19 protein-coding genes are annotated in these 17,798 nt (G+C 47.0%); 3 read left to right on the plus strand and 16 right to left on the minus strand.

What is annotated here, in order from left to right; all coding sequences use genetic code 11:
• Nucleotides 1–27: 27 nt before the first annotated feature.
• Complete coding sequence (locus tag KNO73_RS07810; RefSeq protein ID WP_435528646.1) at nucleotides 28–1,035, minus strand: tRNA dihydrouridine synthase; 1,008 nt, start codon at nucleotides 1,033–1,035, stop codon at nucleotides 28–30.
• Between the two features lie 84 nt (nucleotides 1,036–1,119).
• Nucleotides 1,120–1,734, minus strand: coding sequence for a TetR/AcrR family transcriptional regulator (locus KNO73_RS07815; protein WP_214687292.1), 615 nt, complete (start codon nucleotides 1,732–1,734; stop codon nucleotides 1,120–1,122).
• Nucleotides 1,735–1,953: 219 nt separating this feature from the next.
• Between KNO73_RS07815 and KNO73_RS07820 the strand changes: the two genes are divergently transcribed.
• Nucleotides 1,954–2,880 carry a DUF5692 family protein gene (locus KNO73_RS07820; protein ID WP_251024871.1) on the plus strand — a complete coding sequence of 309 codons (927 nt, stop codon included), beginning with the start codon at nucleotides 1,954–1,956 and terminating at the stop codon, nucleotides 2,878–2,880.
• Between the two features lie 103 nt (nucleotides 2,881–2,983).
• Nucleotides 2,984–3,511, plus strand: coding sequence for an AAA family ATPase (locus KNO73_RS07825; RefSeq protein ID WP_215112284.1), 528 nt, complete (start codon nucleotides 2,984–2,986; stop codon nucleotides 3,509–3,511).
• Here KNO73_RS07825 and KNO73_RS07830 read toward each other — a convergent pair.
• The 14 genes from KNO73_RS07830 to gatC all read right to left on the minus strand — a co-directional run bounded on the left by KNO73_RS07830 (nucleotide 3,503) and on the right by gatC (nucleotide 15,843).
• Entirely contained in the window at nucleotides 3,503–3,943 is a 441-nt protein-coding gene (locus KNO73_RS07830) for a hypothetical protein (RefSeq protein WP_215112285.1), read from the minus strand. The genes KNO73_RS07825 and KNO73_RS07830 overlap by 9 nt on opposite strands.
• A gap of 71 nt (nucleotides 3,944–4,014) precedes the next feature.
• A complete protein-coding gene (locus KNO73_RS07835) occupies nucleotides 4,015–4,359 on the minus strand; it encodes a GNAT family N-acetyltransferase (RefSeq protein WP_251024872.1) in 345 nt (114 codons plus the stop codon).
• A gap of 150 nt (nucleotides 4,360–4,509) precedes the next feature.
• Nucleotides 4,510–5,103 (minus strand): dihydrofolate reductase family protein, encoded by a 594-nt coding sequence (locus KNO73_RS07840; protein WP_215112286.1) that lies wholly within the window; start codon nucleotides 5,101–5,103, stop codon nucleotides 4,510–4,512.
• A 251-nt stretch (nucleotides 5,104–5,354) separates the two neighbouring features.
• The gene (locus KNO73_RS07845; protein WP_251024873.1) at nucleotides 5,355–6,062 is read right to left on the minus strand and encodes a Crp/Fnr family transcriptional regulator; all 708 of its coding nucleotides are present in this window, start codon (nucleotides 6,060–6,062) and stop codon (nucleotides 5,355–5,357) included.
• A 64-nt stretch (nucleotides 6,063–6,126) separates the two neighbouring features.
• Nucleotides 6,127–6,360, minus strand: a complete 234-nt coding sequence (locus KNO73_RS07850) for a heavy-metal-associated domain-containing protein (protein WP_074033862.1) — start codon at nucleotides 6,358–6,360, stop codon at nucleotides 6,127–6,129.
• 41 nt (nucleotides 6,361–6,401) lie between these two features.
• Complete coding sequence (locus tag KNO73_RS07855; protein WP_214687296.1) at nucleotides 6,402–6,740, minus strand: iron-sulfur cluster repair di-iron protein, ric; 339 nt, start codon at nucleotides 6,738–6,740, stop codon at nucleotides 6,402–6,404.
• Between the two features lie 33 nt (nucleotides 6,741–6,773).
• On the minus strand, nucleotides 6,774–7,007 hold the full coding sequence (locus tag KNO73_RS07860; RefSeq protein ID WP_054788693.1) for a heavy-metal-associated domain-containing protein: 234 nt from the start codon (nucleotides 7,005–7,007) through the stop codon (nucleotides 6,774–6,776).
• A gap of 195 nt (nucleotides 7,008–7,202) precedes the next feature.
• Complete coding sequence (locus KNO73_RS07865; RefSeq protein WP_078147400.1) at nucleotides 7,203–9,056, minus strand: heavy metal translocating P-type ATPase; 1,854 nt, start codon at nucleotides 9,054–9,056, stop codon at nucleotides 7,203–7,205.
• Between the two features lie 507 nt (nucleotides 9,057–9,563).
• Nucleotides 9,564–9,770 (minus strand): recombinase family protein, encoded by a 207-nt coding sequence (locus KNO73_RS07870; protein WP_215112287.1) that lies wholly within the window; start codon nucleotides 9,768–9,770, stop codon nucleotides 9,564–9,566.
• A gap of 409 nt (nucleotides 9,771–10,179) precedes the next feature.
• Nucleotides 10,180–11,538, minus strand: a complete 1,359-nt coding sequence (gene rlmD / locus KNO73_RS07875) for a 23S rRNA (uracil(1939)-C(5))-methyltransferase RlmD (protein ID WP_215112288.1) — start codon at nucleotides 11,536–11,538, stop codon at nucleotides 10,180–10,182.
• A gap of 55 nt (nucleotides 11,539–11,593) precedes the next feature.
• A complete protein-coding gene (locus KNO73_RS07880) occupies nucleotides 11,594–12,592 on the minus strand; it encodes a diacylglycerol kinase (protein WP_215112289.1) in 999 nt (332 codons plus the stop codon).
• 63 nt (nucleotides 12,593–12,655) lie between these two features.
• The gene (gene gatB / locus KNO73_RS07885; RefSeq protein ID WP_215112290.1) at nucleotides 12,656–14,086 is read right to left on the minus strand and encodes an Asp-tRNA(Asn)/Glu-tRNA(Gln) amidotransferase subunit GatB; all 1,431 of its coding nucleotides are present in this window, start codon (nucleotides 14,084–14,086) and stop codon (nucleotides 12,656–12,658) included.
• A gap of 12 nt (nucleotides 14,087–14,098) precedes the next feature.
• Complete coding sequence (gatA, locus tag KNO73_RS07890) at nucleotides 14,099–15,541, minus strand: Asp-tRNA(Asn)/Glu-tRNA(Gln) amidotransferase subunit GatA (protein ID WP_215112291.1); 1,443 nt, start codon at nucleotides 15,539–15,541, stop codon at nucleotides 14,099–14,101.
• 11 nt (nucleotides 15,542–15,552) lie between these two features.
• On the minus strand, nucleotides 15,553–15,843 hold the full coding sequence (gene gatC / locus KNO73_RS07895) for an Asp-tRNA(Asn)/Glu-tRNA(Gln) amidotransferase subunit GatC (RefSeq protein WP_012727041.1): 291 nt from the start codon (nucleotides 15,841–15,843) through the stop codon (nucleotides 15,553–15,555).
• Nucleotides 15,844–16,057: 214 nt separating this feature from the next.
• On the opposite strand from gatC, the gene KNO73_RS07900 reads away from it, so the two are divergent.
• On the plus strand, nucleotides 16,058–17,761 hold the full coding sequence (locus tag KNO73_RS07900) for a methyl-accepting chemotaxis protein (protein WP_078147404.1): 1,704 nt from the start codon (nucleotides 16,058–16,060) through the stop codon (nucleotides 17,759–17,761).
• Nucleotides 17,762–17,798 lie beyond the last annotated feature (37 nt).

Below are 17,798 nucleotides of genomic sequence, written 5' to 3' on the forward strand. Positions count from 1 at the left end.
TCAGTATTCACTGACCCCCTTCAAAAACTATTCGACTGTCGAGACCGCCTCAGCGAGTGCTGCCTCTTCTTCATGATATTTCTCGACAAAGGCATCGAGCAACGCTCGTACCTCATCCGTCGATTTCGTTTCCATCAAGTTATGACGGAGCTCGCTCGCCCCACGGAATCCTTTGACATAAATCTTGAAGAAACGGTGCAAGTTCGAAATCGAACGCGGCACGTCTTCCTGGAATTTATCCTGAAGGTCCAGTTGCAGACGCAATAGATCAAGATGTTCTTCCATCGAATGCTCGCGTGGTTCTTTCTCGAACGCGAACGGGTTCTTGAAAATCCCGCGACCGATCATGACACCATCGACCCCGTATTTTTCAACGAGCTCGAGTCCCATTTGACGGTCGAGGATGTCCCCGTTGATGGTGATGAGCGTATCCGGCGCAATCTCGTCCCGCAACTTTACGATGTCTGGGATCATTTCCCAGTGCGCGTCGACTTTACTCATCTCGTTGCGCGTGCGCAAGTGAATCGACAAGTTGGCGATGTCTTGTTTCAAGAGATGCGTCAACCAGTCACGCCACTCATCGAGCTTCGAATAGCCAAGTCGTGTCTTGACGCTGACCGGGAGACCACCGGCTTTTGCTGCTTGAATGAGCTCAGCCGCAACTTCCGGACGGAGAATAAGACCGCTCCCCTTCCCACGTTTCGCCACGTTCGGGACCGGGCAACCCATATTGATATCGAGTCCTTTATAGCCCATCTCGGCCATCCCGATACTCATTTGACGGAAATATTCCGGATTGTCTCCCCAGATGTGGGCGACCATCGGCTGCTCATCCTCAGTGAACGTCAAACGACCACGGAGGCTTCCTTTTCCTTCCGGATGGCAATAGCTGTCCGAGTTCGCGAATTCTGTGAAGAAGACGTCCGGGCGTCCCGCGTGGGCGACGACATGACGGAAGACGACATCGGTCACATCTTCCATCGGGGCAAGTATAAAGAACGGACGCGGAAGGTCGCGCCAAAAGTTTTCTTTCATCGTAAAATCAGTTCCTTTCATCCATACAGTCCAACAAAATCACTCATCTATTCTATTATGTCCGTCGGATTGTATCAACTGACATTACTCATGATCCGTTTCTTTCGAGCGAATGAGTTGAAAAAAGTGCGGGAATCCTTCGGTCAATAAGTAATGAAGCACACGATTCGTGTATTCCGGTTCAATCGTTCCCGTGCGAAGTAGCGTCTGGAGCACCATCCCGTCAATCCCGGCCATCGTCCATGTGGCGACCGCCTGAGTCATCGGCCCTTGCTCGACTCCGTAAGCCCGTACAAAGATCGTCTCAATCCGTGTGATCCAGTCTTGATATTTCTCTCTGAACTTTTGTTCGATCTCCTCATTGCCAATCATCGCTTCGTGGGCGAGATAAAATTGAAGTCGGCTCTCCGCATCTTTTTGAAGGCGCTCCTGCATACCTTCATAGATTTCCTGGATGATCACCGTCGCTTCCTTTCGATCGTCATGGGAGACGGTCTCAATGCGTTTTACCTCACCGAGCCCCTCGTCCATCACGTCATATAGAATCGCCTCTTTGGACGTGTAGTAATGATAAATCGCACCCGTACTGAATCCGGCCCGCTCCGCAATCCCTCGGAGCGTCGTGCCTTTGATGCCCTGTTCGACGATGATTTCACGCGCAGCTTGTAAGATTTTCAACTTTCCTTCGTTCATCATCATCTCGCACCCTCCTCTGTTTTCAACGCTCATTATACCATAATGATGTGGCGAACTTTCGACACTTCCATGTGAGCTCCCACCTCTTATTGACAGCGCTTACAATAGTTTGTTACAATTTTCACATAAACATAACGAACGTTCGGTATGTTTAGCCATTGCATTTATTTCTGTTTATCTCATTTTCGAAAGGAGTGTCATGTTATGTTTTTCTTCGAATCAATGCCTTGGTATAACGTCGTCATGTGGTTCGTCGTCCTTGGACTGCTGATGGGGTTTAACGAGTTCGTCCGTTCTGGTAAACGGGCGAGCCAACTTATGTTCATGGCGTTACCGATCGCACTGACTCCAATCTGGTTGTTTGTCGTCGATTCGGAAATCACGTCGTGGTTCCATTGGGTGAAGGTGTATTCGGCACTCGCCGGCGCGCTCATCTACATGGTCATCCGCTTCACGAACTACCATAAGAAACATCCTTGGTATTTAGTACTCGTCCCGGCCATTCTTGCCATCAATATCATGGAGGCCGTTATACGGGAGTTTCAAGTCGGCTTCATGGGATTTGATGGAGTCGTCGACGGTATGAATTACATCTCCGGTGGGTGGAACTACGTGAACGCCTTCGCCGGAATTTTGAACATCCTCACCATTTGTGGCTGGTTCGGCATCTTTGCGACGTCCGGTAAGCGAGTCGATATGATTTGGCCGGACCAGACGAAATTGTGGATCATCGCATATGGGATTTGGAACATCTCCTACGTCTATTCGTGTGCACCAGGTAACGCATTTTATTCCGGATTTGCGTTAAACATTGCCGCGACCATCCCTGCTCTCCTTTGGGCGAAAGGAACATGGATGCAGAACCGTGCCCAAACGCTCTCAATTTGGATGATGTGGGTTATGACCTTCCCTTACTTCTTTGCGGTCGGCAGTACGTTCAATGTGAGCGTCTCTTATAATCCGGCAGCGAACTGGACGCTCGCCCTCATCAGTCTCGCCCTCAACGTCGTGCTCGCCGTCATGCAGGTTTCACGTATTATGAAACGACGTCTCAATCCGTTGAAAGACGAGATGTGGACCGATACTGAAGAATACAAACGAGTCGATGCGTTACGAGAAACAGAATCCCCTAATCCTAAGACAGCATGACAACACCCCATAGTAGATGGAATTCGAATTCCGCTACTATGGGGTGTTTTTTGTAGGACTCCATTGTAGTCGTAGAGAATAGAAACACGAAAGGATGATGACAATGATTTTGTGGATTAACGGTGCATTCGGTTCGGGCAAGACAACCTGTGCCAAGATACTTGAGAAACAATTGCCGAACGCGTTTCTCTATGACCCGGAGCAGGCTGGCTTTTTCATTCGGGACCAATTGCCGAAAAGTCTTCAACAGTCCGATTTTCAGCACCATCCGGAATGGAGGGAGTTCAACTATCGAATGCTGTCGAAGATTGCCACGTCCTTCGATGGGGTCATCCTCGTTCCGATGACACTGGTGGACGCAAAGTATGTAGATGAAATCATCGGTCGACTTCAGCGGGACGGGATCGACGTACGTCACCTCATCCTTGAAGCGAATCGACAGACGCTCGTGAAGCGACTGAATAAACGCTTCGAATGGTTCAACTCTTGGGGCAAAGCGCAGATCGACCGCTGCCAGTCCGCATTCGAATCTGACATCCGTGCAGAAAAAATTATGACCGACCATCGCTCGAAGTCAGATGTTGCGCGAGCGGTCGCCGATCACGTCGGTCTCACACTTTCCTCAAAATGATTCAGATTCATACATCGCTTCGACCGACTCGTCTTCCCATCGAATGACGAGCTCGCTTGCATGGGAAAGATTCAACTCCACCGTCTCACATGTCGTATCCGTCAACCACATGCAGCGGAACAACAGTTGCCGATACCCGTATAATTCATCGACGATCTCGAAGCGCCCCATTTGAACGAACTGACCCAATTGTTCAATCGGACACACCGAATAAGACGATTCACCAAAACGGACGAGCGACGAAGCATCCCGGTCCACGTTCGAGATGGTCACGGTGGCACGACCCGTCCATACCGCTTCCCTTTTGAACAAGTCACGGATCCCATCCATAAAGACGAGACGGATTGTCGAACCCGTCACAGTCGCTTCTGTGATGACCGCATCATGCAGGGAAAGCGGGACGTTACGAGTTCGAAACGTATATTGCTTCATTCAATCCCTCCTAAAGATTACTGTTATATTTTTCGTTCTCAATCACCTAATCAACATGAAGATGTTCCGATTTAGTATAAGTATCCTAATAAATCGAGCTTTCCTTCCATCCATCGCTTATCCCCGACCGCTCGTACCATCAGTTCGTCAAATGATGTCTCACCAATCCCGCGTGTCGTCTGGTTCTCATCATTGATTTGAAGCCACGTGCATGTGTTGGATACCGTGTGAAACCCGATGCGTTCGTAAAGGTCTGGTTGGTCTGCGAATAACAGAAGAAAGTCGATTGAGTATTCTTTTCCGAGGGCAATGATTTCTTGCATCAGGGCCCGTCCGACCCCACGTCCCCGAACTTCTTCCCGGACACACAGATCGATGATGCCGAGCACGTGAATCGGTTCTCCGTTCATATTCATCACACGAAAGTCTAACCCGACTTGTCCAATGATCCGTTCGTCTTCATACGCGACGATTCGGATAAATTGAAGGAAACGCGTGTTGCAGTAGCTCGGTCAGTTCCTTATCCATCGATTCTGAAACGGTCATCTCGAGGTGTTGCTCGATTTTCATCTCTTCTTCCCTTCCGATTGAAAGCGCCCATACCGAACGACATGGACCCCGTTCGGCATCAGCTGTTGCTCGATTACGTCGAGTTGTAGTGGCAAGATGTTGCCGTCCGGAAAAAGTCGTTTGCCTGAACCGATGATGATGGGATACACGATCAGTCGAACTTCATCGATGAGATCGTTCGCGAGTAGCGTATGCACAAGTTCGCTGCTTCCCCAGACGTGTAAATCGGATCCCTCTTCTTGTTTGATTCGTTTTAACGCTTCGACCGGTTCTGTCAGAAACGTCGTTGATTCCCATCGTGAATCCTGTGATTGCCGCGTGACCACATACTTCATCGCCCGAGTGGCTTCCCGCCAGACATCATCATGGTTCGGCCAATAACTCGCCCATTGGTCATAAGTCTTTCGCCCGAGCAACAAATCAAACTCACTATGCATTTGCGTCCGAATCCAAATGCCAAGCTCTTGACTCGAAAACGGCTCCGTCCATCCCCCATGCATGAAATCCTCACTCAAATCTTCTTCCTTCCCACCCGGTGCTTGAATCACACCGTCCAATGACAGATGTTCAAGTACAATGATTTTCCTCATCTCCGACTCCCCTTTCGGCTGTTTGCAAAAAAGCCCCCGATTGAGTCAATGAACTGAACCCTGAATGATAGATACTTGATAAAAAGTGCTTATTCAGGGTTCAGTTCACTTTTTGTAGATAAACATTGTTAAATCAACAAAAATTAGCAATCCATTTTATATGCTAATTGGATTGCTAAAAGGTTTGTTATTTTATGTTTTGTACTATTAAACTTAACACGTTAGATGATGGCACGCTACTCTGCTTATATTTATTCAGTATGAAGTAACAATTGATCTAAATCCATTATTTTAATTTTCTTTTTCGGTAACTGTTTAATCAATCCAAGTTCTTCTAGAGTAGTAAATTTACGGCTGATTGTTTCTGGTGTGGTACCAAGATACGAGGCTAAATCCTTTTTGGACATTGGTAAGATAATCGTTGGACTATCGCCACTTCCCTTTTCAACATTCTCAGCTAAAAAGGATATGATGCGGGTTTCTACATTTTCAATCGCTACTTGTGTGGTTTGTTTTTCAGAATCCTTTAAACGCATCGTTACTTCTGACAGTATTTTTAATGAGATCTGCGGATATTCCACCAAATACTTCTGTAAATCACCTCGTTTAATTAAACAAATGGATGTATTTTGTAGTGCTTCCGCATAATTCTCATGAATACTTCCAGGTTGGAAAACGGCGACTTCACCTGTAAAATCACCAGGATTTAAAATGCGAACAAGTTGTTCTTTTCCAGAATCCGTTAAGCGGTAAATCCGAGCCTTACCTGAATTGATAATATATAAGGTATCATCTTCCTCATCTGCACGGAATAACATTTCCCCTTTTTTAAGATGAAGTATCTTGGCAGATTCCGCAATCAAATCCATTTGTGAGTCTTCCAAATGGTTGAAAATGGGAACAATGCGAATACATTCTGCATGTCCATGTTGGTGATGACAACATTGGTTTTGTTCCAAAATAACCTCTCCCTTTTATAAAAAGCCTAAGAGGGCATCCTAGGATTCCTTTCTATTCACTCGATTAAGCAGGTTTTACCTTTGATTTGACAACAGAATATCCTAAGTCTTCAATTGCCTTTTCGATATCGTTAATAGCGACTGCTTCTGAATCAAAATCTACTTTTACTTTACTTGCATTGAACATTACTTTCAAGCTATCTTGATTCACACCGTTTATTCCTTTCACCGCATTTTCAATCTTTTGGAGACAAGATGGGCAAGATAAGGTTTCTAATTGAATCGTTGCTTTTTGCATAAATCATTTCCCCCTTCATTTTTTAACGACCGTAAACCAATCTATTCTTTTGTTTTTGAGTTCCTTAAAGCCTGATATGCTTTATCTACTTCTGATAACATCTCGAATGTGCCTGCATACGTTTCACATACATCTCCAGGAATGGTGTAGTTGTCTGTGATTTTTCGTAATTGAGCAAATTCAGCATCTAAGTCAGGTTTGTTCGTACCTGCGTCTTTTACTTTTCCACTAATTGTTTCAAACAATTCACGTACTTCAAAGGCTTCTGGGTGATTCTTACCATGGGCCCGTGTAATTGCAGTGGTGTATAAATCAAGTTTTTCAAAATGGTTTGTTATTACTTCGTTAAATGTTTGTTCAGAAAATGTTTGTTCAGACATTATTCGTTCCCTCTTTCTTGTGATTTTTTGGTCTTAGGCCGATTTTACTTTTGATTTGACGACTGGATATCCTAAGTCTTCAATGGCTTTTTCGATATCGTTAATGGTGATCGTTTCTGAATCAAAATCTACTTTTACTTTACTAGCATTAAATAATACTTTTAAGCTATCTTGATTAACCCCATTTAATCCTTTCACCGCATTTTCAATCTTTTGCATACAAGATGGACAAGATAATGTTTCTAATTGAATAACTCCTTTTTGCATGAATTATTTCTCCTTTCATCTTATCTTTGATTTTTTTGTTTTCCCTCTTCTTTTTTTTTACAATTTAAGTATAGTTCAGGTTCAACGAAATGAAATTGATGCAAATCAAGTTTTAAGAAAAAGTAGGGGAGTATTTTGTTCTTCCTACCTGAATACTTCCCCTTTATCATTCATCAAGACTGGTTTCTATTAAAATTATTCTCTCAAACGGTATCGAAGCAATCTCATACCATTCAAGATGACTACTAAGATACTTGCTTCATGAACCAACATCCCGATTGACATATTCATCCATTCACTAAATAGTAGGCTGGCAAGTAAGACTAATACCACACCAACTGCTATGGTAATGTTCTGTTTCATGTTTCTTGAAGTTGATTTTGTTAAGCCTAATGCGTGTGGTAAACGACTAAAGTCAGAATTCATTAAAACAACATCTGATGTTTCAATTGCAACATCTGTTCCACTTCCCATGGCGATTCCGATATCTGCTAAGGCTAGTGAAGGACTATCATTCACTCCGTCACCGACAAAGGCAATGATCCCGCCTTCTGCTTGCATTTTTTCGATATAAGCAGATTTTCCTTCCGGTAGCATATGACCATGTGCTTCTGTTAACCCAAGTTCTCTAGCAACTAAATCTACGGTTCCTTGGTTGTCCCCAGAAAGAACGACAAGGTTTTTGACCCCTAGTTTTTTCAGTTTTTGAAGATCTTTTTTAACACCTGGACGGATTTGATCCCGAATACCCATCAGAACGTTTAATTCTCCGTCGACCGCAGTTAACACAAGAGAATTCCCATTTTTCTCAAAGCGTTCGACGTCTTTTTTAGCTTTTTCGCTTAATTTCACATTTTCCTTTTCCATTAAAGCTACGTTACCAACGGCTATACGATGAACACCTATTTTTGCTACAATTCCGCCACCTTTAACGACTTCGGTTTCTTCAACAGTAGAGAAAGTTGTCTCGCCAATATCCTGTAGGACAGCTTTCGCTAGTGGGTGGTCCGATTCACGCTCCACACTTGCTAAATATCCTAGAACCTCTTCAGTATTTTTTCCGTAAAATTCTTTTTCGGCAACTTCAGGGTTTCCTACTGTCAATGTTCCTGTTTTATCAAAAACGATAGTATCTACTCTGCTAAAGTCATTGATAACTTCACTACCTTTTAGGAGGACACCATTACGTGCACCGTTTCCGATACCGGCAACGTTGGATACAGGTACCCCGATAACTAATGCACCTGGACATCCTAAAACAAGAATCGTGATAGCTAGTTCAATATCTTTTGAGAAAAACCAAACAATAAAACCAAGGACTAACACAGCTGGTGTATAGTATTTTGAGAATCGGTCAATGAAACGTTCTGCTTCTGATTTGGAATCCTGCGCCTCTTCCACTAATTCGATAATTCTACCAAATGTTGTATCTTCTCCAACACGATCAGCTCGAATTTGGATCGTTCCATTTTCTAAGATAGATCCTGCAAATACTTCAGAATCAACCTTTTTACTTACAGGTAGCGATTCTCCAGTAATACTTGCTTCATTAATGTGACCTTCACCAATTAACACTGTTCCATCTACCGGAACTTTTGCACCCGTTTTAACTAATAAAATATCACCTTCGTCTACATCATCGACATCTACTTCTTCAAATTCTCCGTTTTCCATTTGCTTTAAAGCACTTTCTGGTGCCAGCTCTGTTAATTCTTTAATGGCAGAACGTGTTTTGTTCAAGGTACGTTGCTCCAAGTAAGAACCAAATAAGAATAAGAAAGTAACGATGGCTGATTCCTCATAATTTTGAATCAATACTGCCCCAATAACTGCAATGGTAACTAAAACATCAATACTGACAACTTTTACTTTTAATGCCTGATAGGCTTGAATCGCAATTGGTGCTACACCAAGAATAGATGCAATGATGAGCGACCAATTGAAAATGGCCATGTTGTCTAAGGAAAATCGTCCGAAGAATGCAAGTGCAATCAAAATTGCACTGATCAGTGTAATGGAATTCTTTTTACTTAATATATATCTTTGCATGTTGATTCCCTCCAATTTCATTTTCATTTGTATTCCTTGTTGATGACTCTAGCATAGGATGTTTCTATGAAATAAAAATTGATTCGAATCAAGTTCTATTGCAAAAGTGAAAAATTATAAAAGAACAGCATAACAAAACCAACTGTTTTACGGAACAACTCTTATATATTGTCGAACATACAATCACAAAAATTCATTATATTGTACATTCTTTATTCAGCAGGCTTTAGAAAAGCATTATAAACAGCAAACTAAACCGCTCGGAAAATGAACTGAACCCTGAATGATAGACACTTGATAAAAAGTGCTCATTCAGGGTTCAGTTCACCGGAGTAAAACCACTATTTTCTTGTAACATACAAATCCATTCATCAATGGTAAAATTTTGTGCACTAGTTGGATAATAATTTATTTCTTTTTTCAAATTATCATCCCCCCTTTACATTATTTTTCTGTCAAAGTAAGTCGAACAAGCTTAGATTTTTATCAAATATTTTTTTTAGCTTATTATTTCTTTCTCTTCGAACTGTACTTCCTACTCTTTCTTTTTACACCATCATCAGTTTTCACAACATTGCTTCTATTCTTCTTTTCAATCTGCACCGCTTCAAATTGCTCTTTTGAAATGATTGCTGGATGATTATTTTCAGAAACATAATTCTCTTGATGTTCCCCGGCATTCAATAGCCTCACTACACCAATATATTTTTTCATTGCTAAACATGACATCAATGGTTCGTTTACTCCATTTTTCTTTCCCTGTTGGTGTTTGATATGCTCCCCAATAGAATAAACAGATTGGTTATTTCATCTGTCTACCTATTGGGAAGCATATCACTCTACGTTGATCAGGCATCTCCTTACCTCCTGGCACTTATGTTTTTTTAGACTAATAATATTCAATGCGATTTCTAACTATATGATTAGTCTAAATACAACACAGTTATGCCCTACATCTATTCTGTCGACTCCCCCATCCAAAATCTATTCTATCAACTCAACCCCGATTTTCAGGGCATCTAAAGCCAATAATAAAAAGGGTCCCACCTGTTTATTAACATAAAATAAACTTAAGTGAAACCCTATAAACCTTGCTCTATCAATGCTTGAACAGCTAGTGTATTTATTCCCTAGACATCCACGCCACCGTCTCCACATGCGCCGTATGCGGGAACATGTCGACCGGTGTCACTTCCATCAAGCGATAACCTCGGTCGGCGAGGTAACGCATATCGCGCGCCTGTGTTGCGACGTTACACGAGACGTATACGATTCGCTTCGGTCCCATCTCGACCATCGTCTCAAGGAACGATTCGGCACAGCCTTTACGTGGTGGGTCGACGACGATGACGTCCGGGTTTACGCCCTCTTTCTTCCACTCTGGAAGCACATCTTCCGCTGCACCACATGCGTACGTCACATTATCGATCTCATTGACGAGCGCATTCTGTTTCGCATCCTCAATCGCTTCCGGAACGACTTCGACACCATACACGTGTGCCGCTTTCCGGGCGAGGAAAAGGCTGATCGTCCCGATACCGCAATAGGCATCGACGACTTGTTCCGTACCTGACAGTTGTGCGTACTCCAGCGCTTTCCCGTACAACTTCTCCGTTTGGACCGGGTTGACTTGGAAGAACGAGTGCGGAGAAATCGTGAACGTGAGTCCTGCGATTTTATCCTCAATCGTCTCATGACCATAGAGCAACTTGTTCGTCGCTCCGAGGATGACGTTCGTCTTGTCCGGGTTGACGTTTTGCATGATCGACGTCACGTCTGGAAGACGCTCGACGATATCGGCGACAATCTCATTCACGCCTTTTAGTTTCGTCGTCTTCGTGATGAGGACGATCATGAGTTCACCCGAATGGTACCCGTAACGGGCCATGACGTGACGGATGACCCCACGTCCTGTCTTCTCGTCATACGCCGGTACGCCACGTGCATCCAACACATCACGGACGACTTGGATCGCCTGATCATTGCGCTCATCTTGAATCAAACATTCGCTCATCTCAACGATGTCATGGGAACGAGGGCGATAGAAGCCTGAAACGAGACGGTCTCCTTCTTGTTTGAACGGGACTTGTGCCTTGTTGCGGTAGCGCCAAGGTTCAGGCATCCCGATCGTGTCATGGACCGGCACGTCGAACTGCCCGAGACGCTTGAGCGCATCGACGACGCGTTCTCGCTTCTGGCGAAGTTGTCCTTCATAACTGAAGTGTTGCAGCTGACAGCCACCACATTGATAAAAAATCGGGCACGGTGGCTCGACGCGGTCGGCGCTCGCTTCTTTCACGTTCAACAACCGGGCGAACCCGTACTGCTTGTTCGTCTTCGTCACGACGATTTCGACCGTCTCACCCGGTAACGCGTTCGGCACGAACAGCGTATAGCCGTCGACACGTGCCACACCCGCCCCTTCGTGGGTCAGGTCGTGGACGTGGACATCGAGACGATCATTCTTTTTCACTGGTAGCATACGAATGCTCCTTCCATTGCAAATAGGAATGACAGATGTCGTCATTCCTATCTTTTCACTCTGCTTTATCGAGCGAAACATTGAACAATTGCTTGATCATCTGTTCGCGTTCATATTGTGCATTCAAATCTTCCATCTCGCGAATTCGGGCGTTCGGCGCGAGCACCGTCAAGTGACGGAATAAGTTCCGCATCTCACCTGTACACTCCCCGCCATACTCGCCGTCGATGTTGAGACTCATCGGCTCGGTCGTCTTCATCCGGACGCGGCTCGTCTTCACGTGCTCGACGAGTGAGCTGGATAAATGCTCACCCCGCAGGAGTAGGCGGACGACGTGGATGAATTCGAACAAGTTACATTTCCGCAAAATGAACAGATCGAACAACCCGTCATTCAACGACGCGTGTGGTGAGATTTTTTCAAATCCACCGACCGAGTTCGAGTTCGATGTGAGGAAGACCATGACCTCGCCTTGGAACGTTCCTTCATCGTGCTCAAGTTCGATATACGTCGGTTTGATGAGAGGCAGTTTCTCCATCCCTTTCACGTAATAGGCGAGCTGTCCGAGCGCTGTCTTCAACTTCGATGGCACCTCGTACGAAATCTCGGTCATGATGCCACCGCCGGCGATATTGATGAAATAATGGATGTCACCTTTTTCGCCTTTGATTTCCCCAAGGTCGACCTGCATCTCGAACCCGTCACAGATGACGTCGAGTGCGCCGACGACACTCAGTGGAATCCGCATCGCCCGGGCAAAATCGTTCGTCGTCCCGACCGGAATGAGTCCGATTGTCGGACGATTCTCAAGCGGTGCGAGCCCGGAGATGACTTCGTTCAATGTCCCGTCTCCACCTGCGGCGATGATGAGGTCGAACTCGGCCGCTGAGGCCCGTTTTGCTTCGAGCGTGGCATCACCAATCGCTTTCGTCGCATACGTCGACGTCTCATAACCCGCATCCTCGAGGCGGTTCAAAATGTACGGGAGTTCCCGTTTGATCACTTCTTTACCAGATGTCGGGTTATAAATGACCCGCGCACGTTTCCGTTGCATATTGATTCTCTCCCCTATGCTCAACTCGAGCGAACAGCGAGACACAAGTGTCTCGCCGCCTGCTTAGCGTTTCGCGATCTCTTCGTGGAACAAGCCATCGAGGAGTGCCGGGTTCGCCATCCCTTTCGTCTGTTTCATGATTTGGCCGATGATGAAGCCTTTCGCACGGTCTTTCCCGTTCTTGAAGTCTTCGATCATTTGCGGATGCGCCTCGAACAATTCGAGGATGTAGCCACGGAGCAAGTTCTCGTCCGAGATTTGGGCGAGTCCGTTCGCTTCCACATATGCTTTCGGCTCAGCACCTTCTTCCATCATCGCCGTGAAGACACGCTTCGCGATTTTCGATGAAATCGTCCCTTCCGCAATCAAGCGGATGAGCTCAGCGAGTGATTCCGGTGTCAACTTCATCGTCTCGATCGTTTCATCCGACTTGTTCAAGTGACCGAGCACTTCACCCATGAGCCAGTTCGCTGCCGCTTTCGGCTCCGCACCGGCCGCTGTCGTCGCTTCGAAAAAGTCCGAGAACTCACGCGTCGACGTGAGGGCTTTTGCGTCGTATGCCGAGAGACCGTATTGGCTCATGTAGCGTTCACGACGTGCTGCTGGCATCTCTGGAATCGTCGCGCGGATGCGCTCTTTCCATGCCTCATCGATTTCAAGACGGACGAGGTCCGGTTCTGGGAAGTAACGGTAGTCCGATGCCCCTTCTTTGACACGCATGAGAATCGTCTTTTTCGCCGCTTCGTCGTAACGGAGCGTCTCTTGACGCATGACGCCACCTGAGAGAAGCAATTTGCGATGACGCGTCTCTTCATAGTCGAGTGCCTTCAAGACGTTTGAGAACGAGTTCAAGTTCTTGAGCTCCGTCTTCGTACCGAACTTCTCTTGCCCGAATGGACGGACCGAGATGTTACAGTCACAGCGAAGTGACCCCTCCTCCATCTTGACGTCCGAGATGCCAGCAAACGAGAGGACTTCTTTTAAGCGCTCGAGATACGCGACCGCATCTTTCGGTGAGCGCATGTCTGCTTCACTGACAATCTCGATGAGTGGTGAACCGCTCCGGTTGAAGTCGATGACCGAGTGCTTCTCGTCCGTATGGTTCATCTTCCCAGCATCTTCTTCCAAATGCACGCGCTCGATGCGGAATCGTTTCATCTCTCCGTCGACTTCGACGTCGACGTGACCGTTTGAACCGATCGGCTTATCAAACTGCGAGATTTGATACGCTTTCGGCGTGTCAGGGTAGAAGTAGTTCTTGCGGTCGAACTTCGTATCTGTCGCAATCTCACAGTTGAGTGCCATTGCCGCTTTGATGGCGAGGTTGACCGCTTCTTCGTTCAATTTAGGCAAGACGCCCGGGTGTCCGAGACAAATCGGACACGTCTGTGTATTCGTTTCGGCACCGTAAGTGCGTGAGCAGCCACACCAAATCTTCGACTTCGTGCTCAGCTCGGCGTGCACCTCGATCCCGATGATCGTTTCAAAGTTCATCGTACGTCCTCCTTAGAGCTGTGGCATCTTGAAACCGCCGTTTGCTTGTTCAAAAGCATGGGCCACGCGGTAAAGTGTTGATTCATCAAAGTAGTTCCCGATAATTTGAAGACCGACCGGAAGTCCTTCTGAAAGACCTGCCGGAACCGAGATAGCCGGGATACCGACCAAGTTGACCGGAATCGTCATGATATCGTTCGCATACATCGTGAGCGGATCGTCGAGCTGTTCGCCGAGTTTGAACGCTGTCGTCGGAGCAGTTGGTCCAACGATGGCATCATACTCTTCGAACACTTTCGCGAAGTCCTGCTTCATGAGGGTACGGACTTGTTGGGCTTTCTTGTAGAACGCATCATAGTAACCAGAGCTGAGGGCATAAGTCCCGAGCATGATCCGGCGTTTGACCTCGTCCCCGAACCCTTGTTCACGCGAATATGTGAACACTTCGTCGAGCGTGTCCGCTTCGGCGCGACTTCCATAACGGATACCGTCGAAACGAGCCAAGTTCGAAGAAGCTTCTGACGACGCGAGCAAGTAGTACGCCGAGAGGGCATACTTCACAGACGGAATCGAAACCGTCTCGATTGTCGCACCGAGAGACTTGAGCGTCTCGATCGCTTTTTCAATCTGTTCACGGACGCCAGGTGCGACACCTTCTGCCATGAACTCTTCCGGAAGTGCGAACTTCATGCCCGTCAAATCCTGGTTGAGCGCTGCCGTATAGTCCGGCACTTCGACTTCAGCCGACGTCGAGTCCATGTCGCAATGACCCGCAATCGTATTCAATAAGTAAGCATTGTCTTCAACGGTACGCGTGAGCGGGCCGATTTGGTCGAGTGACGACGCGAAGGCGACGAGACCGAAACGTGAGACGAGACCGTATGTCGGCTTCATCCCGACGACACCACAATATGCGGCTGGTTGACGAATTGACCCACCCGTATCCGAACCGAGGCTGAAGAGGACTTGCCCAGCTGCGACCGATGCCGCTGAACCGCCTGAAGAACCTCCTGGTACACGAGTCGGGTCCCATGGGTTGCGGACCGGTTTGAACGCCGAATTCTCGTTTGATGAACCCATCGCGAACTCGTCCATGTTCAACTTTCCGATTGTGACGGCACCGGCATCATGAAGACGCTCGACGACCGTCGCATCGTGTGCCGGGACGAAGTTCTCGAGGAATGTCGAAGCACATGTCGTCCGCATCCCTTTTGTGACGATGTTGTCTTTCACACCGATCGGCATCCCAAAGAGCGGATTGTCTGATGTTTTCGCAAGCTCATCCATGCGCTTCGCTTGCTCGAACGCATCCTCATTGAGCGTCAAAAACGCACCGATTTGATCATCCGTCGCTTCGATGCGATCGAACGATTCTTTGACGAGGTCCGTGACCGTGACTTCGCCTTCTTTTAATAACGTATGCAGTTTCGCTACACCGTGGTCAAATAAACTCATGAAAGGCCTCCTTACTCAAAGACCGCAGGGACACGGACTTGACCGTTCTCCCAGTCAGGTGCCATCCGTTCGACTTCTTCACGTGGAAGCGATGGACGGACCTCGTCTTTGCGTAGTACGTTTTTCAAATCTAGGGCATGGGTCGTTGGTTCGACACCCGTTGTATCCAGCTCATCGAGTTGCTCGGCGAACTCGAGAATTTTTGTCAATTGCTCCGTGAAGTGCGTCACTTCTTCATCTGTGATCGCAAGTCGGGCAAGTCCGGCGACGTGCCGAACTTCAGCTTCTGTAATACGAGCCAAAATTCCCACCTCCAACAGTTTTCAATACATCGTTCATTATCATACCACTTTTTCATAAGACAAAAAAGGAAATCTATCTTGTGAGAAAATGTCTCCTTTTTAAGAAACTAGGGGAATCCATCTCGAATATTGACCCGCTTTCGAAATCAGCTATACGGTTGATGTGCGATTCTGATTATGCTAAAGATAGAAAAGTTTCGTAAGGAGGAATCGTATGTCGATTCGGAATAAACTCATCACTGCGTTTAGCATCATGTTTGTGCTGCTTCTTGGTGTAAGCGGTTACTCTTGGTATGCCTTGAACGCATCAAAAGCAGCCCAGGAGGACATGATCGTCTCTTGGGTACCAGGAATTGACCAAATCCATCAAGTGGATAAGCAATTGCTTGAAATTCGCCGTCATTTGATTCGTCACGCACTCGTCGAGGACGCGGTGACGAAACAAAATATCGAGCGAGACATTCAAGCATCCGTCGCCATCTTAGAACAACGGATGGACGGTTATGAAGCCACGATTATCATGGAAGAAGATCAACAGCTCTTCGATCAGGCAAGCTCGAATTGGACTGACTATCAAGGCGTGATGAGTGAACTCATCCGTATTTCTAACGAAGAAGGAAGTGCTGCCGCAGAAACATATATTCGCGATAAAGCGGATGCAAGCGCTGACACGCTCTCGAACTCTCTCGGTCTACTCGTCAACTTGAACCGGGAAGAAATTCAGACGGACACAGCGGCGGCGGCTAAGTCGTTTGAACAAGTACAACTCACACTATTCATCGTCCTCGGGATCGCGGCTGTCATGACGATCCTCATGATGCTCTTCATCTTCCGCTCCATCTTTGAACCACTTAAAGAGTTCAAGACGAAGATGCGTGAGCTCGCCACGAGCGAAGGCGATTTGACGACGTCAATCCCTGTGAAGCGCCGCGACGAGTTCGCCGGACTCGCACGCGACTTTAACCAGTTCATCGCCAACTTACGTCAGTTGATTCTTCAAGTGAACGACGTGACGACTGGCGTGACGAAACAATCAACCCATATGTACGAAGAGTTGAAAGAACTTGATACGTACATGACGACGACCGCTGCGACGACAGAGGATTTGACCGCCGGTATGCAACAGACGGCGGCGAGCGCTCAAGAGATGAACGCTTCCGCCTCGGATATGGAGCGGACGATTCATCATATCGTGACGATGGCCGATGAGCGGAAAACCGAAGCGAGACAAATCGATGAGCGTGCCCTCTCCCTCAAGTCACATGCGGTGGAGGCGAAAGAGAATGCCATCAGCGTCCTTCAGTCGACACGCACGAACTTGGAGAAAGCGATGCAAGATGCGAAAGCCGTCCGTGAAATCGCGACGCTCACGAACGACATCCTCGACATCGCCGCACAGACGAACCTCTTGTCGCTCAATGCCTCGATCGAAGCGGCACGTGCCGGAGAGGCCGGACGCGGATTCGCCGTCGTCGCCGACGAGATTCGAAAACTCGCCGAGACGAGCCGGGCGACCGTCGAACGAATTCAAGTCATCTCGACGACCGTCCTTCATTCGGTCGATCATTTGAATGAAAGCTCAGGACAGATGCTCCACTTCCTCGACACGAACGTCTTGAAAGATTATGACCAACTTGAAGAGGCAGCCGGACAATATAGCGAGGACGCAGGTCGCTTTGAAACGACTGCGACCGAGTTTGCCGCCGCTGCCGGGGAGCTCGAACAATTGACATCGAACATGATTGGTGTCATCCAGGACGTTGCGACGACCGTCAACAACGGAGCGCTCGGTACGCAAGAAATCGCTGAAAAAGTGACGATGTCCGTCGAACGTTTCGCCGAGTTGAACCATGCGACGGAACAGTCGCAACAAAAGATGGAAGAACTCGATTCACTGATTCGCCAATTCAAGGTATGACAAAAACCCGCCGACACGTGCTGTCCGGCGGGTTTTC

Source organism: Exiguobacterium sp. s83 (genome assembly GCF_018617095.1).
In the GTDB taxonomy this organism is placed as follows: domain Bacteria; phylum Bacillota; class Bacilli; order Exiguobacteriales; family Exiguobacteriaceae; genus Exiguobacterium; species Exiguobacterium profundum.